This window comes from Bradyrhizobium sp. CCBAU 51627 (assembly GCF_028128765.1).
Taxonomy (GTDB): Bacteria; Pseudomonadota; Alphaproteobacteria; order Rhizobiales; family Xanthobacteraceae; genus Bradyrhizobium.
Window position 1 is genome coordinate 1 of record NZ_LBJG01000086.1, and the last position, 22,892, is coordinate 22,892.

General features: G+C 64.2%; 16 protein-coding genes and 1 tRNA gene. 7 read left to right on the forward strand and 10 right to left on the reverse strand.

The features are described 5' to 3' along the window. Positions 1 to 473 precede the first annotated feature (473 nt). Positions 474 to 737 carry a hypothetical protein gene (locus XH88_RS30705; RefSeq protein ID WP_271671970.1) on the reverse strand — a complete coding sequence of 88 codons (264 nt, stop codon included), beginning with the start codon at positions 735 to 737 and terminating at the stop codon, positions 474 to 476. A 257-nt stretch (positions 738 to 994) separates the two neighbouring features. Between XH88_RS30705 and XH88_RS30710 the strand changes: the two genes are divergently transcribed. From XH88_RS30710 to XH88_RS30720, 3 genes are all read left to right on the forward strand, one after another. Further along, positions 995 to 1,186, forward strand: a complete 192-nt coding sequence (locus XH88_RS30710) for a hypothetical protein (RefSeq protein ID WP_271671971.1) — start codon at positions 995 to 997, stop codon at positions 1,184 to 1,186. Between the two features lie 85 nt (positions 1,187 to 1,271). Further along, positions 1,272 to 1,345 (forward strand) — tRNA-Cys (locus XH88_RS30715). 188 nt (positions 1,346 to 1,533) lie between these two features. Next, positions 1,534 to 1,680 carry a hypothetical protein gene (locus XH88_RS30720; RefSeq protein WP_271671972.1) on the forward strand — a complete coding sequence of 49 codons (147 nt, stop codon included), beginning with the start codon at positions 1,534 to 1,536 and terminating at the stop codon, positions 1,678 to 1,680. A gap of 9 nt (positions 1,681 to 1,689) precedes the next feature. On the opposite strand, the gene XH88_RS30725 is transcribed toward XH88_RS30720, so the two are convergent. The 5 genes from XH88_RS30725 to XH88_RS30745 are packed head-to-tail and all read right to left on the reverse strand — an operon-like array spanning position 1,690 to position 11,599. Next, positions 1,690 to 2,430, reverse strand: coding sequence for a tRNA-uridine aminocarboxypropyltransferase (locus tag XH88_RS30725; RefSeq protein WP_271671973.1), 741 nt, complete (start codon positions 2,428 to 2,430; stop codon positions 1,690 to 1,692). A gap of 37 nt (positions 2,431 to 2,467) precedes the next feature. Beyond that, positions 2,468 to 5,572 carry an efflux RND transporter permease subunit gene (locus XH88_RS30730; protein ID WP_271671974.1) on the reverse strand — a complete coding sequence of 1,035 codons (3,105 nt, stop codon included), beginning with the start codon at positions 5,570 to 5,572 and terminating at the stop codon, positions 2,468 to 2,470. Next, the gene (locus XH88_RS30735) at positions 5,572 to 8,721 is read right to left on the reverse strand and encodes an efflux RND transporter permease subunit (protein WP_271671975.1); all 3,150 of its coding nucleotides are present in this window, start codon (positions 8,719 to 8,721) and stop codon (positions 5,572 to 5,574) included. The genes XH88_RS30730 and XH88_RS30735 overlap by 1 nt, the downstream gene beginning before the upstream one ends. Before the next feature lie 36 nt (positions 8,722 to 8,757). Further along, positions 8,758 to 10,167 (reverse strand): efflux RND transporter periplasmic adaptor subunit, encoded by a 1,410-nt coding sequence (locus tag XH88_RS30740; RefSeq protein WP_271671976.1) that lies wholly within the window; start codon positions 10,165 to 10,167, stop codon positions 8,758 to 8,760. Further along, a complete protein-coding gene (locus XH88_RS30745) occupies positions 10,157 to 11,599 on the reverse strand; it encodes an efflux transporter outer membrane subunit (protein WP_271671977.1) in 1,443 nt (480 codons plus the stop codon). The genes XH88_RS30740 and XH88_RS30745 overlap by 11 nt, the downstream gene beginning before the upstream one ends. 780 nt (positions 11,600 to 12,379) lie before the next feature. Here XH88_RS30745 and XH88_RS30750 point away from each other — a divergent pair. Together XH88_RS30750 and XH88_RS30755 are read left to right on the forward strand one after the other, a co-directional pair. Further along, entirely contained in the window at positions 12,380 to 13,609 is a 1,230-nt protein-coding gene (locus tag XH88_RS30750; protein ID WP_271671978.1) for an SAM-dependent methyltransferase, read from the forward strand. Between the two features lie 83 nt (positions 13,610 to 13,692). Further along, positions 13,693 to 14,727, forward strand: a complete 1,035-nt coding sequence (locus XH88_RS30755) for a cysteine synthase A (RefSeq protein WP_271671979.1) — start codon at positions 13,693 to 13,695, stop codon at positions 14,725 to 14,727. A 225-nt stretch (positions 14,728 to 14,952) separates the two neighbouring features. Here the strand turns inward: XH88_RS30755 and XH88_RS30760 are convergent, their stop codons facing one another. From XH88_RS30760 to XH88_RS30775, 4 genes are read right to left on the reverse strand one after another with little or no spacing between them, the layout of a single operon-like run. Continuing rightward, complete coding sequence (locus XH88_RS30760; RefSeq protein ID WP_271671980.1) at positions 14,953 to 15,690, reverse strand: amino acid ABC transporter ATP-binding protein; 738 nt, start codon at positions 15,688 to 15,690, stop codon at positions 14,953 to 14,955. Positions 15,691 to 15,701: 11 nt separating this feature from the next. Further along, on the reverse strand, positions 15,702 to 17,222 hold the full coding sequence (locus XH88_RS30765) for an amino acid ABC transporter permease (RefSeq protein ID WP_271671981.1): 1,521 nt from the start codon (positions 17,220 to 17,222) through the stop codon (positions 15,702 to 15,704). Then, the gene (locus tag XH88_RS30770) at positions 17,219 to 18,424 is read right to left on the reverse strand and encodes an amino acid ABC transporter permease (protein ID WP_271671982.1); all 1,206 of its coding nucleotides are present in this window, start codon (positions 18,422 to 18,424) and stop codon (positions 17,219 to 17,221) included. The genes XH88_RS30765 and XH88_RS30770 overlap by 4 nt, the downstream gene beginning before the upstream one ends. A 24-nt stretch (positions 18,425 to 18,448) precedes the next feature. Next, complete coding sequence (locus tag XH88_RS30775; protein WP_271671983.1) at positions 18,449 to 19,465, reverse strand: amino acid ABC transporter substrate-binding protein; 1,017 nt, start codon at positions 19,463 to 19,465, stop codon at positions 18,449 to 18,451. Positions 19,466 to 19,862: 397 nt separating this feature from the next. Here XH88_RS30775 and metC point away from each other — a divergent pair, with 397 nt between their 5' ends. Then, on the forward strand, positions 19,863 to 21,047 hold the full coding sequence (gene metC / locus XH88_RS30780) for a cystathionine beta-lyase (RefSeq protein WP_271671984.1): 1,185 nt from the start codon (positions 19,863 to 19,865) through the stop codon (positions 21,045 to 21,047). 153 nt (positions 21,048 to 21,200) lie between these two features. Continuing rightward, the gene (locus tag XH88_RS30785) at positions 21,201 to 22,889 is read left to right on the forward strand and encodes a Na/Pi cotransporter family protein (RefSeq protein WP_271671985.1); all 1,689 of its coding nucleotides are present in this window, start codon (positions 21,201 to 21,203) and stop codon (positions 22,887 to 22,889) included. Positions 22,890 to 22,892: the final 3 nt, after the last annotated feature.

The following is a 22,892-nucleotide window of genomic DNA, read 5'->3' on the forward strand; positions in this document are numbered from 1 at the left end:
CATCCATGCTGGCCTCCTTCCAGCCAGCATGGTGAATCAGAAAGAAGCTGATTTGGGAATCCCAAATCGATTCAACCTAACCTCATCCCGCTTGAGGCGCCGCTCTTTCCACCGCAAAATCACAAATTCTGTAAAGGCGAATATTTTTTACGCCGATGAATTGCCCCACCGCTCGTGTGTTTTGCCCGACAGGCAACACAGAGGCCGTAGACCCATCGGGCGCTCGATCTCCGCGGAGACAGGCGTGGCACCAGGCTCCCCCCTCCGCCCGACGAACCCAGATAGACTCATCAGATGGTTTTGACGGCAGACGCAACTGCGTCATGAATCTGTCAGATATGCTTCTGAGGCTCTCTGATCTGCGCCGGATTTGCACCAATCAACAGCTTGTCCGCAGCATATCCACAGCTGCGGTCCGACGGATTTGTATCAGTATCCCAAAGCACTTGCTGCGCACAAATCCACAAGGCTACTCAACTCCCGCGCTGGTCGAACACGGCGCGGCAGGCTTCGCTCAAGCCGGACCGGTTGCGCCGCAGGCATGCCGTGATGGCGCGGACATTGGGGATTTCGCCGGCGCAGAACCGGTAGACGTCGGGCGTGCAGGCCCGCCGCTGCTCGGGCGTGCCCTGCTGCGCCTGGGCGACAGGCGAAAACAGGGTCAGGAACAACCCGACCGTGGAGGCACGGCCTGCCCGGCTTCTCACACTCGCAAACCGCAAGAACCTCGCCTTCATGACCGGTCTCCCGTCTGCCCTGCCGCCCGGCCTGTTGTTGGCCAGTGTGGGCAAGGCGTAGGCGGAATAAATCCCGGGACATGTGATCTCTTTCACACTCGCGCGGCTGAGTGGGAACCTAGAGTTCCCCAGGGGATTTTCAGGAATCGCTAACCAATCGGATCCCGATCGCCGGATCGTTAAAATGCGACCGATCGGGTCAATCGGGAAACAAGCCGGCTTTGCGACTGTGCGCCATCCGTGGTCCGGAGGGTGTGATGAGCGAAGCCGAATTCAACTTGATGCTGGATGCCGTCCGCGACGCCATGACCAATGAAGATTTCGTGCCCGCGCCGGAGGAATTCGTGCCACGCTCGTGGAGCTTCGACGCAACGCCCAAAGCCGCCAACGACAATGAGGGCGCCTGGCCCCTGTTGCCCTTTCCGGACGGCTGGTACGCGGCGTGCTGAAACCTCGCCGCCAGGCGCGAGGTTGCAAGACGGCCCGCGGGGTTGCCTAAACCGCTGATCCCCTATATTGGTCCGCCCTCGTTGAGGCCACGTGGCGGAGTGGTTACGCAACGGTCTGCAAAACCGTGTACACCAGTTCAATTCTGGTCGTGGCCTCCATCACAACTGATTAATATCTCAGCATAAAATCGGCCCCTGCGCCGACCCCGCCGCTCCGGCGGAGCTCGTCTGTCCGGGTGCGGTCACCGGGTTTGCCCGGGATGATCGGCCCCCCCGATTCAGATCACCTGGCATGACCTTCGCATCAGCCAGGGATGCAGTCCCAACAAACGAGCGCTGGAGAGCACGTGGGCGAGATCATCCGATTTGTACCGAAGGCCGAGCAGGAACGGGCTCGCCTCATTCGCGAGGCGCGCGCGATCTATGACAGCATCTTCCCGCCGTCCGCCTCCCACGAGGTGCCGCAGACGAGCGAGGAAAGCGTCAAGAACTAGCCGTGCGGGTCATGCCTTCTTGCCGCGGCGGAAATCACGACGGCGGCCTTTTGGTGCCGGCTTCGGCGCCAGTTCGGGCATCTCCGCCTGCACCTCGCGATAGCGCGCCAGCATGCGTTCAAAACTGGCGTTGAGCGTCGCGGCGATGTCGGGGCGCCGCTCGAGCCCCGCCAGGATGATCGCCGCCGCCTCGATGGTCGACAGTCCATCCTTGCGCGGCTCCTTGCGCAACCGCCCGTAACGCGACGGCCGCGCAGGATTGAGGATCACGCGCTGGCATTTCAGCATCCAGGGATTGCGCCACCACAGCGCCTTGGCCTGGCTCCAGGTGCCGTCGAGCAGCACCACGCCTTCGAGCTTGTTGAAAATAGCCCGCTGGTTATCCGCAACCTCGCCCTTGCGGTTGAGCGCGACGATCTCGCCCTCCGCCTCGAGGTCGGCCGCGCGCGCCGAGCCGAGATAGAGCACGGCCCAATGCGAGGCGTTCTCGATCGAGTGCCCGAGTGCCTTGGACAGGCTCGGCCATGACAGGCCAACCCGCACGGTCGCATCGGCGAAATGTTTGGCGAGGAGCCGCGCCGTGCCTAGCGCCCTGTCCTGCTCCTGCGGATGCTGGAGGATCAGAAGCGACAGCTTGTTCTCGATCGGTGTGACACTGTCGCAGATGCAGAGCGGCATCGGCTTCTGACAGTGCGGGCATTCGGGGATCGGCTCCGGCGTTGCGGCCGTGATTTCAGCTGGGTTCGACATGATCGCGGCTATACGCTTCGCACGGCGGATCAACAACCTATTCCGCCGGCGCCGCCAGCGCGCGTGGTTCGGACCGCCGGCGCAGGCGGTCGATCAACAGGTAAATGACCGGCGTGGTGTAGAGCGTCAGGACCTGCGACACGAACAGGCCGCCGATAATGGTGATGCCAAGCGGGCGCCGCAACTCCGTACCCGGCCCGGTCGCCACCACCAGCGGAATGCCGGCGAACAGCGCCGCCATGGTCGTCATCAGGATCGGGCGGAAACGCGCCTGGCAGGCCTCGAAGATCGCTTCCGCCGAGGAAAGGCCGCGCTGACGCTCGGCATCGAGCGCGAAATCGACCATCATGATGCCGTTCTTCTTGACGATGCCGATCAAGAGGATGATGCCGACAAAGGCGATCACCGTCAGCGGCGTGTTGGTGATCTGCAGCGCAAGCAGCGCGCCAAGGCCGGCCGACGGCAACGTCGAGATGATCGTGAGCGGATGGGCAAGACTCTCGTAGAGCACCCCGAGCACGATATACATCGCTACCAGCGCCCCGAGGATCAAAAGCGGTTGACGCCCACTGGTCCTGGCGAAATCGCCGGCATTGCCGTCAAAGCTGCCGCGGATGCCCTCGGGCATATGCAGTTCGTCGACCGCGCGCTGGATATTCTGCGTCGCAGTCTGGAGCGTGACGTTGGGCAGCGTATTGAACGACACGGTGGTCGAGGGAAATCCTTGGGAGTGAAACACGGCGAGCGCGGCCAGCCCACGCGTTGCGTGCACCACGGCCGAGAGCGGCACCTGCACGTCGCCTGCGCCGGCAACATAGATGCGGTCGAGATTGGACGGATCGACCTGGAATTTCGGATCGGTCTCCAGCACGATCATGTACTGGTTGCGTTGGGTGTAGATGATCGAGATCTGACGCTGGGAGAACGCGTTGTTGAGCGCGTTGTTGATGTCCTGCACACGGACACCGAGCCGCGAGGCGGCCTGGCGGTCGATCGCCAGCGTGAGTTGCAAGCCGCCGGGATCGCGATCGGCGGACACGTCGGTGATGCCTTCGACCGTCTCCATGCGCTTGGCAACCAACGGCGCCCATTTCTGCAAGAGATCGAGATCGGTACTCGTCAACGTGTACTGGTAATTGGAATCGCTCTGTCTGCCGCCGGCACGGACGTCCTGGGCGGCGAACATGAAGAGGCGGATGCCGGGCACCCGATAAAGATTGCGGCGAAGGCGGTCGATCACCGTTTCGGTCGAGACATGGTCACGTTCCGCCGGCGGCTTGAGCGTGATGAACATGGTGCCGCGATTCGAGGCCGCTCCGCCCGGTCCGCCCCCGCTTGGCAGCACCGAGGCGATGCCCGCGACCGCCGGGTCAGCCATCACGATGTCGGCAAGCTGTTGCTGGAGCCCGCGCATGGATTGGAACGAGATATCGGCGGAGGCCCGCGTCGCGCCGATCACGAAGCCGGAATCGTCGGTCGGGAAATAACCCTTCGGAACCTTGATGTAGAGCGTCACCGTCAGCGCGATGGTCGCGAAGAACACCAGAAGCGTGAGCAGCGGAAATTCCAGCACCGTGCGTAGCGTCCGCGCATAGAAGCCGACGAGGCGCGACAGCGAGCCCTCAATCAGGCGGTCGAACAGGGTCGCGGTCCCCGAGGTCGTGTGCCGGACGTAATGGGCGCAGATCATCGGCGTGACGGTGAGCGAAACCACTGTCGAGACCACGATCGCAAAGGTCAACGTCAGGGAGAATTCGCGCAACAGGCGGCCGACGATACCATCCATGAAGATCAGCGGCGTGAACGCAGCGATCAGCGACAAGGAGATGGACAGCACGGTGAAGCCGATCTGCCTGGCGCCCTCCAGCGCCGCCCGCATCGGCCGCATGCCGTGCTCGAGATTGCGGAACATGTTCTCGATCATCACGATGGCGTCGTCGACCACGAAGCCGACCGAAATGGCGAGCGCCATCAGCGAGAGGTTGTCGATCGAATAGCCGGCGACCCACATCCCGGCACAGGTGCCGGCGAGCGTCAGCGGCACGGAAATGCCGGCCGCGATCATCGGCGTCATCCGGCGCAGGAACACGAACACGACGACCATCACCAGAAGCGCTGTGGCAAGCAGCGTCCACTGCATGTCCTCGACGCTGGCGCGGATGGTGCTGGTGCGATCGACAAGGGTCGAGATCTCGATCCCCGCCGGGATCCACTGCTTCAGCTCCGGGATCAGCGCCTTGACCCGGTCGACGGTGTCAATGACGTTGGCGTCGCCCTGCTTGGTGATCTGGATGATCACCGCCGGCTGCTTGTTGAACCAGGCGATGGAGCGGACATTCTTGACGGAGTCCTCGATCTCGGCGACGTCGGAGAGCCGCACGAAATTGCCATTCGCGCTTCGGATGACGATGTCGGCAAACTCCTTGGCCGTGCGCATCTGGCGGTTGAGCCCAAGTGTCTCGCTCTGGCGTTCGCCGCCGAAAATGCCGACGGGCCCGAGCGGGTTGGCATTGATGATCGCAGTTCGGACATCGTCGGTGGCAATGCCGGCGTTGGATAGCGCAACCGGATTGAGTTGGATGCGCACTGCCGGCTGATCGGCGCCTGCGATGGTCACGTTGCCGACGCCCGGCACCTGCGAGATGCGTTGCGCCAGGACGCTGTCGGCAACGTCGTAGATTGCGCTGCCGGACAGTGTCTTCGAGGTCAGCGCCAGCACGAAGACTGGCGCGCCGGCGGTGTTCGCTTTCCGGAACCGCGGCAGCGTCGGCAGATCGCTGGGCAGGTCGACCAAGGCGGCGTTGATCGCCGCCTGTACGTCACGCGCGGCCTTGTCGATGTTGCGGCTGATATCGAACTGGAGCTGGATGCTGGTGGTGCCGAGCGACGAGGTCGAGGTGATCTGGTTGATACCGGCGATCTCACCTAACCGCCGTTCCAGCGGGGAGGCAACGGTCGCTGCCATCACCGACGGATCGGCGCCGGGCCGACTGGCCGACACGAAGATGGCGGGAAAGTCGACATTGGGGACCGAGGCGACAGGCAGGAATTCGTATGCAACGACACCGAGGAGGAACAGTCCGATCGACAGCAGCGTGGTCGCGACGGGGCGGCGGATGAAGGGCTCCGAGATCGATGCCATTACTGCATCCCCTCGGTCGCGCCGGCCGTGGGCGGTCCCTCGGGCTCCGGCGGCGGCAATGCCTGCTCGAGGCGGCGGTTGATGCGGTCGAGGGCGAGGTAGATCACGGGCGTGGTGTAGAGCGTCAGCAGCTGGCTCAGCAGCAGGCCGCCGATGATGGAGATGCCGAGCGGAAAGCGCAGCTCGGCACCGGTGCCGCTCTCGATTGCCAGCGGCAGCGCGCCGAACAGCGCGGCCAGCGTCGTCATCATGATCGGGCGGAAGCGCAACAGGCACGCCTGCACGATCGCCTCATGCGCCGGCATGCCCTGCCCGCGCTCGGCCTCGAGCGCGAAGTCGATCATCATGATCGCGTTCTTCTTGACGATGCCCATCAGTAGGATGATGCCGATCAGGCCGATCACCGAGAGGTCCTGGCCGCACAGGATCAGCGCCAGGATCGCGCCGACGCCGGCAGAGGGCAGCGTCGACAGGATCGTGATCGGGTGGATGTAGCTCTCATAGAGCACGCCCAGCACGATATAGATCGTGATCACGGCGGCGAGCAGCAGCCAGGGCTGGCCGGCCAGCGCCTTGGCGAATTCGGCGGCATCCCCTGCGTACACGCCGACGATGCTGTTGGGCATCCCGATGCGGGTCTCGATCGTCTTCACCGCCTCAACGGCATCGCCGAGCGCGGCGCCCGGGGCGAGATTGAAGCTGAGCGAGACCGCCGGGAATTGCGCCTGGTGCGAGATCGCGAGCGGCGCCGTGGTGCGTTTGAGCGTCGCCACCGCGGACAGCGGCACCTGCGCATTCGGTGCGCCAGCCGTGGCACTCGCCCCGCCCGGCAGATAGAGCTTCGACAGGATCGAGGGATCGCGCTGGTACATCGGCAGCGCCTCCAGCACCACGCGGTACTGGTTGGCCTGGCCGTAGATGGTCGAGATCTGCCGCTGGGCAAACGCGTCGTTCAGCGTGTCGGTTATGGCCTGCAGGCTGACGCCGAGCTGGCCGGCGCGGGTGCGATCGACCTCGAGCTGCGCGCGCAGGCCGCCTTCCTGCGCCTCTGAAGAGACGTCACGGAACAAGGGCTCGCGCCGCATCTCGTCGACGAGCTTGCGTGCCCATTCGGAGACCAGCGTCGCATCGGTGCCGGTCAGCGTGTACTGGTATTGCGAACGGCTCGACTGGGTCGATATCTGCACGTCCTGCACCGGCTGGAAGTACACGGTCATGCCGGGAATGCCGGAGACCCGTTGCTTCAGCCGGGTCACGACCACACCGACATCGTCGCGCCGCTCGCCGCGCGGCTTCAGCGTCATGACGAGGCGTCCGACATTGATGGTCGGATTGACCGAGCCCGCGCCGATCACCGAGACCACGCCTGTCACGTCAGGATCGGCCTTGATGGCGTCGGCGGCCTCGGCCTGGCGCTTCTGCATCTCCGCGAACGACACATCCGGCCCCGCCTCCGTCACCGCCGTGATCGAGGCGGTGTCCTGGAGCGGCAGGAACCCCTTGGGCGCGACGACGTAGAGGAGCAGCGTTGCGATCAGCGTCGCGAAGGTCGCGAGCAGCGTGGCGCGCTGGCGCTCCAGCACCCAGAGCAGCGTGTGGTGGTAGAATTCGACGGTGCGGTCGATGAAGCGGCTGACGGCGGCAAGCCCCGGCACCGCAAGCTCCTGATGAGCATGTCGCAGCAGGCGCGAGCACATCATCGGCGTCAGCGTCAGCGACACCACGGCCGAGGTGACGACCGCAATCGTCAGCGTCAGCGCGAATTCGCGGAACATGCGCCCGACAAGACCCGACATGAACAAGAGCGGGATGAAAACCGCGATCAGCGATACCGTCAGCGAGATCACGGTGAAGCCGATCTCGCTGGCGCCCTTCAGCGACGCCTGCATCGCGTCGTCGCCATTCTCCATGTGGCGGACGATGTTCTCGATCATCACGATGGCGTCGTCGACGACGAAGCCGGTACCGATGGTGAGCGCCATTAGGGAGAGGTTGTCGAGGCTGAAGCCGGCAAAATACATGATGCCGAAGCTCGTGATCAGCGATAGCGGCAGCGCCACGCCCGCGATCAGCGTGGCGCGCAGCGAGCGCAGGAACAAAAGCACCACCAGCGTCACCAGCACCACGCTGAGGACCAGCGTGAACTGCACGTCGTGGACAGAAGCGCGAATGGTGACGGTGCGGTCGGAGACGATGGTCAGTTTTACGCCGGCCGGAATGGCACGCTGCACCTTCGGGATTTCGGTGCGGATCTGCTTGACGACGTCGATGACGTTGGCGCCGGGCTGACGCTGGATGTCGATGATGACGGCCGGCGTGCCCTGGTACCAGCCGCCGGTGCGGTCGTTCTCGAGTCCATCGACGATCTGCGCGACGTCGCCGATCGTCACAGGCGAGCCGTTGCGGTAGGCGATGATGATCGGCCTATAGGCGTCGGCAGCAGCGATCTGGTCGTTGGCGGCGATGATGTAGGATTGCTGTGCGCCGTCGAGCGAGCCCTTGGGCCCGGAGACGTTGGCGTTGGCGATCGCGGCGCGCAGATCCTCCATGGCGATGCCGTAGGCGGCAAGCCGCGCCAAATCGGCCTGGATGCGCACGGCCGGCTTCAGCCCGCCGAGCACCGAGACACGGCCGACGCCGGAGATCTGGCTGAGACGTTGGGCCAGCAGCGTGTCGGCGATGTCGCTCATCGCACGCAGGGAGATCGTGTCCGAGCGCAGCGCTAGCGTCATGACGGGCGCGTCCGCCGGGTTCACCTTGGCGTAGGTCGGCGGATAAGGCAGCGTCTTGGGCAGGACGCCGGCGGCGGCATTGATCGCGGCCTGCACGTCCTGGGTGGCGCCGTCGATGTCGCGGTTGAGGTCGAACTGCAGCGAGATCTGGCTGACGCCGAACGAGCTGGTCGAGTTTATCGCCGTGAGCGACGGGATCTGGCCGAGCTGCCGCTCCAGGGGCGCGGTGATCAGCGAGGCGATCACGTCGGGGCTCGCCCCCGGCAGCTGCGTCGTCACCTGAACGGTCGGGAAGTCGACCTGCGGCAGCGCCGAGACCGGCAGCGCGAAATAGCCGAGCAGGCCGCCGATCAGCAGCGCAATGCCGAGCAGCGAGGTCGCGATCGGACGGCGAATGAAGGGTTCGGAGACACCCATGGGATAGGCCTGCCGCTCAAGCGGCTGTTGTCGGGATCATGGCTGCTTGGCTCCAGGTCCGGATGCACTCGGACTTGCTCCTGGCCCCGGTGCCGGTCCAGTCTGGCCCTTCTGGTCGCCTTCGCTGCTCTTTCGCTTGGCGCGGAACTCGGTGTCCTTGCTCTGGCCGTCCTTCTGACCGTTCTTGGCGCCATTCTTGTTCTGAGCGTCGGGCGCACGTGTGCGCTTGCGCGGGGCGAGATCGGCCGACGGGGTCTGCTCGTCGCGGCCGATGATGACCTTGGAGCCGTCGGAGAGATTGGCAAAGCCCGTGGTGACGACCTTGTCGTTCGCCGTCAGACCGCTCGCTATGACCGCGTCGTGCTCGTTCTGCTGGGTCACCGTCACGGGCTTGGCCGAGACAATGTCGCCCTCGCCGATGACGTAGCTGAAGGTGCCGATCGGCCCGCGTTGCACCGCCGATGTCGGCACCACCAGCGCCTGTGTCAAGGTCTCGACCTTGAGGCGGACATTGACGAACTGGCCCGGCCAGAGCTGGTAATTCGCGTTGGGGAACTCGGCCTTGAGCCTGAGCGTGCCGGTGGTCTGGTCGACCTGGTTGTCGATACCGGTCAGCTTGCCGGTGTCGATCACGGTGACGCCGTCATTGCCGAACACATCGACCGACAGCGCGCCTTTCGCCGCGGCCGCATTGACGCGCATGATCTGCTGCTGCGGCAGGCTGAACCACACCGCGATCGGCTGCAATTGCGTGATGACGACGAGGCCGGTGGTGTCGGAGGCGTGGATGATGTTGCCCTGGTCGACCTGGCGCAGACCGACGCGGCCCGAGATCGGCGCGACGATCTTGGTGTAGCTCAGCGTCGCCGCCGCGTTGTCGATCGCGGCCTGGTCCGCCTTGACCAGCGCCTCGGTCTGCGCGACCAGCGCGCGCTGGGTGTCGGCCTGCTGCTTGGAGCCGGCATTGGAGGCGGCGAGCTGCTCGTAGCGCGTCAGGTCGATGCGCTGATTGGCGAGCTGGGCCTCGTCCTGCGCTTTCTTGGCGACGGCCTGGTCATAGGTCGCCTGGTAGAGCGCGGGGTCGATCTCGCCAAGCACGTCGCCCTTCTTGACGTCCTGGCCCTCGGTGAATTTCACCGCGATCAGTTTGCCGTCGACCTGGGAGCGCACGGTGACCGTATTGAGCGCGCGGATCGCGCCGACGCCGTCGAGATAAACAGGAACATCCTGGACCTTGGGCGTCGCCGCAAGCACCGGCACCGGGAGATCGGGCCGCTGGTTGCGGCCGTTCGCCTGCTGCGGCTGCTGATGCATGATGGTCCAGCCGAGATAACCAAGGCCGCCGAGGATCGCGAGTGTGATCAGGGTCATGACGAAGCCGCGGCCGCGCGACTTTTTCGCCGTCCCGTCTTTCGCGCCGTCCTTCGTATCCGGCTTAAAGAGCATTGACCGGTTTCTCCATTCGCGGCTCCCAGCCGCCACCAAGCGCCTGATACAGGCTAACGATGGCAAGAAGCCGTGCGAGCTGCGCTTGCGACAGCGCGTCTTCGGCCTGGAACAGCGTCAGCTGGGTGTTGAGCACGGTAACGATATCGGCCGTGCCGGCGCGCAGCTGCTGCTCGGCGAGGTCGAAGGCGCGCCGTGACGCGTTGACGACATCGCGCTGCAATTGCAGCTTGAGCGTGGTCTGCTTGATCGAAAACAGCGCGTTGTCGACGTCGGTAAAGGCCTGGACGATGGTCTTGCGGTAGGTCTGCAGCAACTCGTCCTTCCGCGCCTTGGCATATTCGAAATTGCCGAGGATCCTGCCACCGTCGAAGATCGGCTGTGTCGCGCTGCCGACCAGCTGGAAGAACGCCGCGTGCGGCTGGAACAGCGAGACCAGCGCCGAGCTCTGATAGCCGCCATTGCCGGTGAGCTGGATGGTCGGGAAGAACTGCGCGCGGGCATTGCCGATATTGGCTGTTGCGGAGGCGAGCTGGGCCTCCTGCCGGCGGATGTCGGGCCGCTGCGTCAACAGCTCCGACGGCAGGCCCGGCGTGACGCGCGGGATCGCGATCCGGTCCAGCGAGCCGCCCGCGAGGCGCACGCTCTCCGGCGGTCGCGATACCAGCACCGCGAGCGCATTGGTGTTCTGGTCGAGGGTCTGGCGCAACGGCGGCACCAGCGCTTTCTGATTGGCCAGCACGCTCTCCTGCTGGGCGACATCGAGATCGGTCCCCGTCCCCGCCTTGCGGCGCTCGCGGATGGCATCGAGGATGCGTTGGGCGCTGGCGATGTTGCGCTGGGCGGTGCGCAGGCGGTCCTGCGAGGCCAGCACCTGGAAATAGGCATTGGCAACGGCTGCAAGCGTCGTCAGCGCGACGGTGTCGCGGTCGAAGCGGTTGGCATGGGCGGTCTCCTCCGCCGTTTGCAGCGCGTCGCGGTTCTGCCCCCAGAAGTCGAGCTGGTAGCTGGCACTCAGCGAAGCCTGGTAATTGACGACCTCGCGGCCGCCGTTGGTGAGTCCCGAAGCCGAGGAGCCGGAGGTGCGCGAATAAGCCTCTTGTCCGGTCCCCGACAGGCTCGGCAACAATGCCGCGCCCGCCTGCCGCGCTTGCGCGTCGGCCTCGACGATGCGCGACACGGCTGCGGCGATGTCGAGGTTGACGGTCTGCGCCTCCTCCATCAGCTGCGACAGCTCCGCCGAGCGGAAGCCGCGCCACCAATCCAGCGACGGCGGCGCATCGGCCTTTCCGGCGTATTTGTATTGCGCGGGCACATCCAGCGCGGGATCGGGCAGGTCCTGGGTCAGCACGCAGGCACCCAAGCTCGACGCAAGGCACACCACCGCGACCGCACGCAGCGTTCGGGATGCAGGTCCAATGAACTGCCGCATGGCTGGAATCCGCTGTGTCCAGTCCACCCCCCTGCCGGCCAGACCGTGCCATCGCCGCACGGCCGGATTGGCCGATTCGCTGGCGGACGGCCGGAGGCCTTTCTGAAACTCGTTCACAGCGTGATGCTTTCTGCGCAACCTGAAATCCATATTAGCCGGGTGCGGAACCGCGGGACAGTCCCGCACCTGCTAAGCGCACAGCCAGCCAAAGCGAGGCGAGAACGACTCGAGCGAAAGATGTCCTTGTCTCGCAAGGACTTCTTCCGCTTCCGAAACAGTCGGAAACGCGGTCCAGCTTACCAAGATTTCATGTGATATTGCAGCCACAGTTGCCCCGAGGCGCCGAACCGGGAGCTCGGCTCGCCCGCAACGCACGGTCGTCATCTCTCGTGGTCGTCGGAACCGGCCCGACCGTCCGTTGACCGCGACCGGCGGCCATAGCCATGGCCGTCACGAGAGCTTTGACCATGCGTCATCGCCGCGCATAGCGATTAGATGCTGCGATGCTCGCCGACGCAGAACCGCGCGGCCGCGACATCCATCGTCATCGGTTATTCCGAATAGAATCCTTCCGTATCGCGCGGTTTTGGCCGAAGGGGAGACAATCGGCGCCTCGTCCAGATGCCGCAGGGCAGCGTAACCGTGAAACCATCTTGGCGCGCGGCAAAACACGCCCCTATATTATTGATCGCTGACCATTTGCCGGGGCGCGCTCTGGTCCAGCGATAGGAGCGGGATGGGCGCGCTCGGGCAGTATCCGTTGGGGCTATGGATCTGCCGATGTCGAATGCCGTCTCGGTGACACCTGATGACGTCGAAACCGTGCTCGCGGACCTGCCGCGCATCGTTCGCCTTGCGCTTACCTTCGGCTCGCGACTGCGGCGCGGCACGCTCGATGTCACTCTGCCAGATGGGCGCGTGATCCGGCTCGGCGGACTCGAGCCGGGTCCAAACGCCGCCATGCGCCTGCACAATTATGGCTTTGCCTCGCGTCTGATCAACGGCGGCGACATCGGCATTGCGGAGGCCTATCTCGCCAGCGATTGGGATACACCCGATCTGACGCAGTTTCTCTACCTGTTCTGCCTGAACCACGAGCTGATCCAGGCCATGTTGCGTGACAAGCCGCTGATGCGGTTCGTTCAGATGGTGCAGCACTGGTTCAACCGCAACACGCGCCGCCAGGCCCGGCGCAACATCCACGCCCATTACGACATCGGCAATGAATTCTACTCGGCCTGGCTCGATCCGAGCATGACCTATTCGTCGGCCTTGTTCGAGGAATCGACCACGGACCTCACGGCCGCCCAGACCAACAAATATCGCCGCCTCGCCGAGGCGCTCGACCTGAAGCCGGGCCAGAAGCTGCTCGAGATCGGCTGTGGCTGGGGCGGCTTCGCCGAATTTGCCGCCAAGACTTATGGCGCGCGCGTGGTTGGATTGACGATCTCGACTGAGCAGCGCGACTTCGCGCAGAAGCGCATCCACGAAGCCGGCCTCGCCGAGAAAGTCGAAATTCGCCTGCAGGACTATCGCGATGAACGTGACCGGTACGACCGGATCGCCTCGATCGAGATGATCGAGGCGGTCGGCGAGCAGTTCTGGCCGCGCTATTTCGCACAGCTGCGTGATCGGCTGCTGCCGGGCGGATTGGCCGGCATCCAGGCCATCACGATCCAGGACAGACTTTTCCAGGGCTACCGGCGTGAGGTCGACTTCATCCAGCGCTATGTCTTTCCCGGCGGGATGCTGCCCTCGCCGGCGGTGTTGAAGTCGCTCGGAGACCGGTTCGGCGTTCCTGTCATCCGCGAGCACATCTTCGGGCAAGATTATGCCAAGACGCTCGCCACCTGGCGAAGTAATTTCCGCGCGGCGTGGCCGGGTCTCGTGCCGCTCGGTTTCGACGACAGGTTCCGGCGGCTGTGGGAGTACTATCTCGCTTATTGCGAGGCCGGATTCCTCTCCGGCAATATCGACGTCCGACAGGTCATCTTCGCAAAGCAGCAATAAGAGTTTGCGCCCTCGCCTTGTGTGGCCCGCGACCCTACTTTAGGGTCGCGCCCATATCGTGAACCAGCCGGTAATTGCCTGACATGACCATCAAAAACGACGTTGTCGAAGCCATCGGCAACACTCCGCTCATCAAGCTCAAGCGCGCGTCCGAACTGACCGGCTGCACGATCCTCGGCAAGGCCGAGTTCATGAATCCCGGCCAGTCGGTCAAGGATCGTGCCGGCAAATGGATGATCCTGGAAGCCGAGAAACGCGGCGAGCTGAAGCCGGGGGGCCTCGTGGTCGAAGCAACCGCCGGCAACACCGGCATCGGCCTTGCCGTGGTGGCAAGCGCGCGCGGCTATCGCACGCTGATCGTGATTCCGGAGACGCAGAGCCAGGAGAAGAAGGACTTTCTGAAGCTGTGCGGTGCCGAGCTCCTGGAATCGCCGGCACTGCCCTACTCCAATCCCAACAACTACCAGCATGTCGGCCGCCGCCTTGCCGACGAGCTGCGCAAGACCGAGCCGAACGGCGTGCTGTTCGCCGACCAGTGGAACAACCTCGACAACGCGAAGGCGCATTACGACTCGACCGGCCCCGAGATCTGGGCGCAGACCGGCGGCAAGATCGACGGGTTCGTCTGTTCAGTCGGCAGCGGCGGTACGCTCGCCGGCATCAGCCGCTTTCTGAAAGAGAAGAACAAGGACATCCGGATTGCCTGCGCCGATCCGCACGGAGCCGGCATGTTCGAATACTTCAGGACCGGCGAAGCCAAGGCGACGCCCGGTGACTCCATCACGGAAGGCATCGGGCTCGGCCGCAAAACCGCGATCGTCGAAAGCGCGAAGGTCGACGATGCCTATCTCATCCCCGACGCTGAAGCTGTCACGATGATCTACGAGCTGCTCCAGCACGAAGGCCTGTGCCTCGGCGGCTCCACCGGCATCAACATCGTCGGCGCGCTGCGCCTCGCTAAGCAGCTCGGGCCGGGCAAGACCATCGTTACCATCCTGTGCGATTCCGGCAGCCGCTATCAGTCAAAGCTGTTCAATGCCGACTTCATGCGCGCCAAGAACCTGCCGGTGCCGGAATGGCTGGAGAAACGCAGCAACATCAAGCTGCCGTTCGTCTAAGTCCAAGAGGGGTTCGGCTCGAGCTCGGCGCAGTTCCATGGGGCGGCCCCTGCGGGACCGATTATGCGGTCATCGTCGCACAATAATCGCGCCAGAACCGGCGATAGGCCGCCTCTACCCTGCTCGCGTAGATCTCGACATTGCCGGCGGGCGAAGCTGCGATCTGTGCTGGCAAGCCCGCGCGCAGCTTGGCCAGATGGCCGTGCCTCCGGAATCTTGCGGCAATCAGCGCAGAATCTGGCTGAGGAACAGTTTTGTGCGGGCATGCTGCGGGGTGGCGAAGAATTCGTTCGGCGTGTTGGCCTCGATGATCTGGCCGGCATCCATGAAAATGACGCGGTTGGCGACCTCGCGGGCAAAGCCCATCTCGTGGGTCACGACCAGCATGGTCATGCCCTCTTTCGCCAGGTCGACCATGGTGTCGAGAACCTCCTTGACCATTTCAGGATCGAGCGCCGAGGTTGGCTCGTCGAACAGCATCACCTTCGGATTCATCGTCAGGGCGCGTGCGATCGCGACCCGTTGCTGCTGACCGCCGGACATCTGACCGGGAAACTTGTTGGCCTGATGCGGGATCTTGACCCGCTCCAGGAACTTCATCGCGGTCTCCTCGGCATCCTTCTTGGGAATGTTGCGGACCCAGATCGGTGCCAGCGTGCAGTTGTCGAGCACGGTGAGATGCGGAAACAGATTGAAACTCTGGAACACCATGCCGACCTCGCGGCGCACCGCGTCGACATGCTTGAGGTTCGGCCCGAGCTCGATGCCGTCGACGACGATCTCGCCCTCCTGGAACTCCTCCAGCGCATTGATGCAGCGGATCAGCGTCGACTTGCCCGAGCCCGACGGACCGCAGATCACGATCCGCTCGCCCTTCTCGACCTCGAGGTCGATGTCGCGCAGCACGTGAAAGTCGCCGTACCATTTGTTGAGGCCGGATATCTTGACGATGGGGTCGGACATGGTGAGCTCCATCAGTTGCGGCGGTGGGCGTTGAGACGACGCTCGACGAAGAGCGAATAGCGCGACATGCCAAAGCAGAAGGTGAAGTAGATGATTCCGGTGAACGCAAATCCGGTGAAGGCGGTCGAGGGCGTGGTCCAGACCGGATCGGCGAATGAGGCGCGCAGCGAGCCGAGCAGATCGAACAATGCGACGATCGAGACCAGCGACGTGTCCTTGAACAGCGAGATGAAGCTGTTGACGATCGCGGGAATGACGTGGCGCAACGCCTGTGGCAGCACGATCAGCGAAGTCGTCTTCCACCAGGACAAGCCGAGCGCGGAGGCTGCCTCGCCCTGCCCGCGCGGCACCGCCGCCAGACCGCCGCGCAAGTTCTCGGCCTGATAGGCGCCGGTGAACAGCGAAACGCCGATCAGTGCGCGTACCAGGCCGTCGACGGTGAAGTTCCCCGGCAGGAACAAGGGCAGCATGTAGGTCGCGAAGAACAGCACGGTGATCAACGGCACCCCGCGCCAGAATTCGATATAGGTGATCGAGAAGATCCGGATCAGGGGAATGGTCGATCGCCGGCCGAGCGCCAGCGCAATGCCGATCGGCAATGACGCCACGATGCCGGTAATTGCGATCACCAGCGTCACCAGCAACCCGCCCCACAGCCGCGTATCGACGATCGGCAGGCCGCCGTGATCCAGCCCCATCAGCTTGATCACCGCGGCCATTGCCGCGAACGTGGCGAGGCTGCCGACCAAGGGCCGCGAACCTCCGCGCGCTCCGCCACCGAGCACGAACAGGATCACCGATACGATCACGGCAGTGATCAGGAAGTCGAGCCAAGGCCCCTGTCCTGCCGCCTGCATCTGATCGCGCAGCCAGGTCAATGGAAAGATCACCCAGTGCAGCAACGTGCCGACCAGCGCGATAATGCCGCCGATCGCCCAGAGCAGCGGGCCGACGGCCGACGTCTTGCTCAGGCCGACCAGAACCTCACCGACTCCGCTGATGCTGTCGGCGAACAATTGCAGCAGGTCCGCCACCCAGCTCACGCCGAAGCCGGTGATGCCGCCGCCATGCAGCAGGAAGAATGCGACCGCGGGAAAGGCGAAGAAGAACAGCCCGGCATTCAAGCCCTTGGAAGGAAGCTTCGGAATGAGCAGCGGCAAGAGCAGCACTGCGCCGAGCGCGAAGGTCAGGTTGACCCGCCAGAGCTCGGCCGCGGGATAGAAGCCGTAGAAAAGCTGAGTGAACTTGGCCTGGATGAAGGGCCAGCAGGCGCCAACCGGATGGCCTGCATTCTCGGCGAGGCAGGCCGTGCGATCCTTGCCGCTCCAGACCGCATCGACCAGCAGGAACTTGATGGTGGGAACGACGGTGTACCAGACCAGCAACAGGCCGAGGATCGTCAGCAGGATATTGGTCGGAGAGTTCAACAGGCGCGTGCGCGCAAAGCCGAGGAAACCGGTTGTCGTCACCGGCGCCGGGCGCTCGGCAACCAGATCCCGCCGGACAAAGGAGGACGCGGCCAGATCGCTCATGCGCCAAGGCTCCGGCTGATGCGCCAGCCATAGACGCTCATGATGGCGCTGGTGGCGAGCGAGATCAGGAGATAGACGCCCATCGTCATGACGAGGATCTCGATCGCCTGTCCGGTCTGGCTGAGCGCAGTGCCGGCAAACACCGAGACCAGATCGGGATAGCCGATCGCGACCGCAAGCGACGAGTTCTTGGTCAGGTTGAGGTACTGGTTGGTGAGCGGCGGTACGATCACGCGCATGGCCTGCGGCACTACGATCAGCCGCAACGTCGCGCCTCGGCTGAGGCCCAGCGACGAGCCCGCCTCCATCTGTCCCTTATGGACCGACAGGATGCCGGCACGGACGATCTCGGCGATGAACGCCGCCGTATAGGTCGACAGCCCGACCGTCAATGCGACGAGTTCCGGAATGATCCGCGTGCCGCCGGCGAAGTTGAATCCCCTCAGCTGCGGAAATTCGAACGTGACGGGCGGACCGAACGCAAGCATCGTGACGAGCGGCAATCCGACGAGCAATGTCAGCACGTACGGCCAGATTCGGATCGCGCGGCCTTGACCAAACAGCATTTGCCGCGCGTAGCTGCGCAACGCCAGCGAGGTGACGATGCCGAGCGCCAGCGCCGCGAGGAATGCAACGAGCCCGGGCTGCGCGAGTGGCGACGGCACGATCACGCCGCGATTATTCAGGAAGATCGCACTGAAGATGGAGAGGCTCTGCCGCGGCGCCGGCAGTGCCGCGAGCACGGCGAGATACCAGAACAGGATCTGGAATAGGAGCGGCAGGTTGCGGATGGCCTCGACATAGAGACCGCCGACGCGCGACACCAGCCAGTTGGGCGACAAACGGCAGAGTGCGACGCCGAAACCGATCACGGTGGCAAAGACAATGCCGACCACCGAGACAAGCAGCGTGTTCAGGATGCCGACCAAAAAGACGCGGAAGTAGGTATCGGACCCCGAATAGGAAATCAGGGTCTGGTTGACGTCGAAGCTGGCGCTGTTTTGCAGGAACCCGAAGCCCGCAGCGATGTGCTGGGTTTCCAGGTTGGTCCGGGCGTTCGATATGACCTCATAGGCGATCCAAGCCAGGATCGCGCCAAAGACAAGCTGGACGGCAACGCCGTTCCAGCCTGCCCTGCCACCGAGCGCGCGCCTCAGCTTCAGCGCGAGTTGCGGTGGCGGTTTCCGGGCCCCGACGCCCATCGGCGCAGCCTGCGCGTCTGCCGATCAGCGGATCGGCGGCGCGTATTGCAGGCCGCCCTTGGTCCAGAGATTATTGAGACCGCGGCTGATCTTGAGCGGCGAGCCGGCGCCGACATTGCGATCGAACGACTCGCCATAATTGCCGACCGCCTTCACGATCCGGATCACCCAGTCCTTGGTGAGGCCCAGCTGTTCGCCGAGATTGCCGTCGGTGCCGAGCACCCGCTTCAGCTCCGGCTTGTCGGATTTCGCCATTTCGTCGACGTTCTTCTGCGTGATGCCGAGCTCCTCGGCCGTGACCATCGCGAACAGCGTCCATTTCACGATGTCGAACCACTGATCGTCGCCATGGCGCACCATCGGCCCCAGCGGTTCCTTGGAAATGATCTCGGGCAGCACGACATGATCGGCCGGATTGGTGAGCTTCAGGCGGCTGGCATAGAGGCCGGATGAATCGTCCGTGAAGACGTCGCAGCGGCCCGACTCGTAGGCCTTGATCGCTTCGTCGATCGTGCCGAACGCGATCACCTCGTACTTCATGTTGTTGGCCTTGAAGTAGTCGGCCAGGTTCAATTCGGTGGTGGTGCCGGTCTGGACGCAAACCGAGGCGCTGTTGAGCTCCAGCGCGGAATTGACCTTGAGCGACTTCTTCACCATGAAGCCCTGCCCGTCATAATAGGTAACCCCGGTGAAGTTGGCGCCGAGCGAGGTATCGCGCGATACCGTCCAGGTGGTGTTGCGCGACAGCACGTCGATCTCGCCGGATTGCAGCGCCGTGAAGCGGTCCTTGGCCGACAGCGGCACGAACTTGATCTTGGTCGGGTCGTTCAGGACCGCCGCCGCGATCGCGCGGCAGACATCGACATCGATGCCGGTCCAGTTGCCCTTGTCGTCGGGCGAGGAGAAGCCGGGCAGGCCCTGGCTGACGCCGCAGGACAGCATGCCGCGGTCCTTGATGGTCTTGAGCGTTTGCGCCTCGGCGGCCTGGGCAGAGAGGCCGGCGGCGAGAGCAAGAGAGAGAGCCAGGGTTACGCGTTTCATGGGCTGAAGGCCTTTCAAAGATCGTCTCAAGGTCAGGAATGTTGTCTCAGGATCGTCTCTGCCGGGGCAAATCCTACTAAGACCTGCCTTGCAAGAGTCATGCTGGAAAACCTTGCCGAACACTCGCCCATCCTGAGAGGCCATACCCTAATCCCCGCCGCAGGCGCCCGCCTTTACGGCTGTGACGCAAGGTCCGGTCAGACGATGGATCGAAGGTCGCGGCTGCCCCTCAACATGCAGCGACTGAATAGCACCTGCGCATCACAGAACGACTGGCGAGCCGGGTCAAGGGGTTGACGGGACTCTTCTGTGTTCTGTTATTAACAATTGCGGCCTTAAGGCCGTCCCGACCGTGCGATCCGCGCCCGGCGGCAACGCGCTTTTTGAAAGCAGACGCATGGATTCCTCGCACCCCGCACAGCAGCAGGCCGAAACCCGGCTGGTTACCTCCGGTCGCGACACCAAGGCGCAGAAGGGGTTCGTCAATCCGCCGGTGTTCCATGGCTCGACCGTGCTCTATCCGACCGCCGAGGACCTGCATGCCCATCGCGGCGAGTTCACCTATGGCCGCCATGGGACCCCGACCACCCGGGCGTTCCAGGACACGCTGATGGCGTTGGAGGGGCCGCAATGCGCCGGCGTCGGCATCGTGCCCTCGGGGCTCTCGGCGATCTCCACCACCCTGCTCTCGGTGCTGAAGACGGGCGACCATCTTCTGGTCGTCGACAATATCTACCGGCCCTCGCGCAATTTCTGCAACGGCATGCTCGCCCGCTACGGCGTCGAGACCACCTATTTCGATCCGCTGATCGGTGCGGGCATCGAAAAGCTGTTCAAACCCAGTACCCGTGCCGTGCTCGTCGAGGCTCCGGGCTCGCAGTCGTTCGAGATGCCCGATATCCGCGCCATCGCCCAGGTCGCGCACGCGAAGGGCGCACTCGTCATTGACGACAACACCTGGGCAACGCCGCTCTATCACCGCTCGCTCGAGCAGGGCGTCGACATCTCCATGCAGGCCGCCACCAAATATATCGGCGGCCATTCCGACATCATGTTCGGCACCATCTCGGCCAATGCCAAGGCCTGGCCTCAGATCTCGGAAGGCATCCGCCTGCTCGGCGTCTGTGCCGGTCCTGATGACGTCTTCCTGGCGCTGCGCGGCCTCCGCACGTTGTCGGTGCGGCTGGCGCAGCATCATCGCTCCGGCCTCGACATGGCGCGCTGGCTCGCGGCGAGACCTGAAGTCGCGCGCGTGCTGCATCCAGGGCTCGAGACCGATCCGGGTCATGCGATCTGGAAGCGCGATTTCACCGGCGCCTCGGGCCTGTTCAGCATCGTGCTGAAACCGGCCCCGCAGAGCGCGGTCGACACCATGCTCAACACGCTCAAGCTGTTCGGCATGGGCTTTTCCTGGGGCGGCTTCGAGAGCCTGGCCATTCCCTTCGACTGCGACGCTTATCGCACCGCGACCAAGTGGGCACCGGGCGGCCCGACACTGCGCCTCCACATCGGGCTCGAGAACGTCGACGATCTCAAGGCCGACCTCGATCGCGGCTTCGCTGCCCTCAAAGCGGCAATGTAAGCCTGCTCACGTGGCAATGCGCCTGCGGACGCCAAGCCTCGCCGCAGGAACGAGCAACCGACGCAAACGTTAGCGCCGATGCGCCAACAAATGGTTTGAACCTCAAGCATTTGGCGCTAGCCTCACCAGTCGACTCTCATCCGGACACGGAGCATGGGAACGTTGGTTCTGCTCGATCTGATGGGCGGCGTGGCGTTGCTGCTGTGGGGCCTGCACATGGTCCAGAGCGGCATCCTGCGCGCCTTTGGCCCCGATCTGCGACGCCTGCTCGGCAGGGCCCTCGGCAACCGCTTCAGCGCATTTGCCGCAGGCCTGGGCCTCACCGCACTGCTTCAGAGCAGCACGGCGACCGCGCTGCTCACCAGCTCCTTTGCCGCAGAGGGCCTGCTCAGCCTGGTCGCCGCGCTTGCCATCATGCTGGGCGCCAACGTCGGCACGACGCTCATCGTGCAGGCGCTGTCGTTCAACATCGCCGCAATTGCGCCCGTGCTGTTCGTGCTCGGCCTCGTCGCCTTTCGTTCCGGCCCGCGCTCGCGGATCAAGGATGTCGGCCGGCTTTGCATCGGCCTCGGCTTGATGCTGCTGTCGCTGCATATCCTGCTCGACACGCTGGCGCCTGCGGAGAATGCGCCTGGTGTGCGTGTCGTGATGTCGGCGATAACAGGCGACCCCGTCCTGTGCATCGTTGTCGCGGCGTCGATCACCTGGGCCGTGCATTCGAGCGTCGCCAGCGTGCTGCTGATCATGTCGCTGGCCTATTCGCAGTTCATCACGCCTGATGCGGCGCTGGCGCTGGTGTTGGGTGCCAATCTCGGCAGTGCTGTCAACCCCGTGTTTGAAGGCGCAAGGCGCGACGATCCGGCGAGCTACCGCCTGCCGGTGGGCAATCTCGTCAATCGTGTCATCGGCATTGCACTGGCCCTGCCGTTCCTGGGCACGATCGCGAGCCATATGCACGCCTGGCAACCCGACCTCGCCAGGATGATTGCGGCGTTTCACATCGCCTTCAACGTTGGCACCGCCATCATCTTCATCGGCCTGCTCGATACCATGTCGCACCTGCTGACCCGCCTGCTGCCCGATCGCGTGCAGGACACCGATCCGGCCCGGCCGCGCTATCTCGACGAAAGCGCGCTGGAGACGCCCTCGCTCGCGCTCGCCGATGCTGCGCGCGAGACGCTGCGCATGGGCGATCTCGTCGAAACCATGCTGCGCAAGGTGATGGCCGCGATGATGACGGGCGACCGCTCGCTGGTCGACCAGGTCTCGAAGACGGACAATATCGTCGACAGCCTGGACGAGGCCATCAAGCTCTACGTCACGAAGCTGACCCGCGGCAGTCTCGACGAGAGCGAGGGCCGGCGGGCGATGGAGATCATCTCCTTCGCGATCAACCTGGAGCATATCGGCGACATCATCGACAAGAACCTGAGCGAGCTCGCCACCAAGAAGATCAAGCGGCGCTTGCAGTTCTCGCCCGAGGGCGCCGACGAGCTCGCCGCCTTCCACAAGCGCACGATGGATTCCTTACGGATCGCGTTCGGCGTGTTCATGTCGGGCGATGCCAACGAGGCGCGCAGGCTGCTGGTGGAAAAGACCGCGCTGAAGAACACCGAACTCGCCGCTGTCGAACGCCATCTCGACCGACTGCGCGAGGGTCGCCCGGAGACCATCGAGACCACGTCGCTGCATCTCGACGTGCTGCGCGATCTCAGGCGCATCCACTCGCATATCTGCTCGGTCGCCTATCCGGTGCTGGATGCAGCCGGCGAGCCCTATCGCCGGACCGAGGCGGAAACGGCCGCCCTGCCCGCCTCAGGCGCGACGGCGCTGCCGCGCTGATGC

What these genes read in the sequence shown, in the direction of transcription:
- metC (WP_271671984.1), top strand. Translation starts at nt 19,863, where the DNA reads ATGGATTCCTCGCACCCCGCACAGCAGCAGGCCGAAACCCGGCTGGTT.
- XH88_RS30745 (WP_271671977.1), bottom strand. Translation starts at nt 11,599, where the DNA reads ATGCGGCAGTTCATTGGACCTGCATCCCGAACGCTGCGTGCGGTCGCG.
- XH88_RS30765 (WP_271671981.1), bottom strand. Translation starts at nt 17,222, where the DNA reads ATGAGCGATCTGGCCGCGTCCTCCTTTGTCCGGCGGGATCTGGTTGCC.
- XH88_RS30750 (WP_271671978.1), top strand. Translation starts at nt 12,380, where the DNA reads ATGTCGAATGCCGTCTCGGTGACACCTGATGACGTCGAAACCGTGCTC.
- XH88_RS30735 (WP_271671975.1), bottom strand. Translation starts at nt 8,721, where the DNA reads ATGGGTGTCTCCGAACCCTTCATTCGCCGTCCGATCGCGACCTCGCTG.
- XH88_RS30785 (WP_271671985.1), top strand. Translation starts at nt 21,201, where the DNA reads ATGGGAACGTTGGTTCTGCTCGATCTGATGGGCGGCGTGGCGTTGCTG.
- XH88_RS30760 (WP_271671980.1), bottom strand. Translation starts at nt 15,690, where the DNA reads ATGTCCGACCCCATCGTCAAGATATCCGGCCTCAACAAATGGTACGGC.
- XH88_RS30710 (WP_271671971.1), top strand. Translation starts at nt 995, where the DNA reads ATGAGCGAAGCCGAATTCAACTTGATGCTGGATGCCGTCCGCGACGCC.
- XH88_RS30755 (WP_271671979.1), top strand. Translation starts at nt 13,693, where the DNA reads ATGACCATCAAAAACGACGTTGTCGAAGCCATCGGCAACACTCCGCTC.
- XH88_RS30730 (WP_271671974.1), bottom strand. Translation starts at nt 5,572, where the DNA reads ATGGCATCGATCTCGGAGCCCTTCATCCGCCGCCCCGTCGCGACCACG.
- XH88_RS30740 (WP_271671976.1), bottom strand. Translation starts at nt 10,167, where the DNA reads ATGCTCTTTAAGCCGGATACGAAGGACGGCGCGAAAGACGGGACGGCG.
- XH88_RS30775 (WP_271671983.1), bottom strand. Translation starts at nt 19,465, where the DNA reads ATGAAACGCGTAACCCTGGCTCTCTCTCTTGCTCTCGCCGCCGGCCTC.
- XH88_RS30770 (WP_271671982.1), bottom strand. Translation starts at nt 18,424, where the DNA reads ATGGGCGTCGGGGCCCGGAAACCGCCACCGCAACTCGCGCTGAAGCTG.
- XH88_RS30725 (WP_271671973.1), bottom strand. Translation starts at nt 2,430, where the DNA reads ATGTCGAACCCAGCTGAAATCACGGCCGCAACGCCGGAGCCGATCCCC.
- XH88_RS30705 (WP_271671970.1), bottom strand. Translation starts at nt 737, where the DNA reads ATGAAGGCGAGGTTCTTGCGGTTTGCGAGTGTGAGAAGCCGGGCAGGC.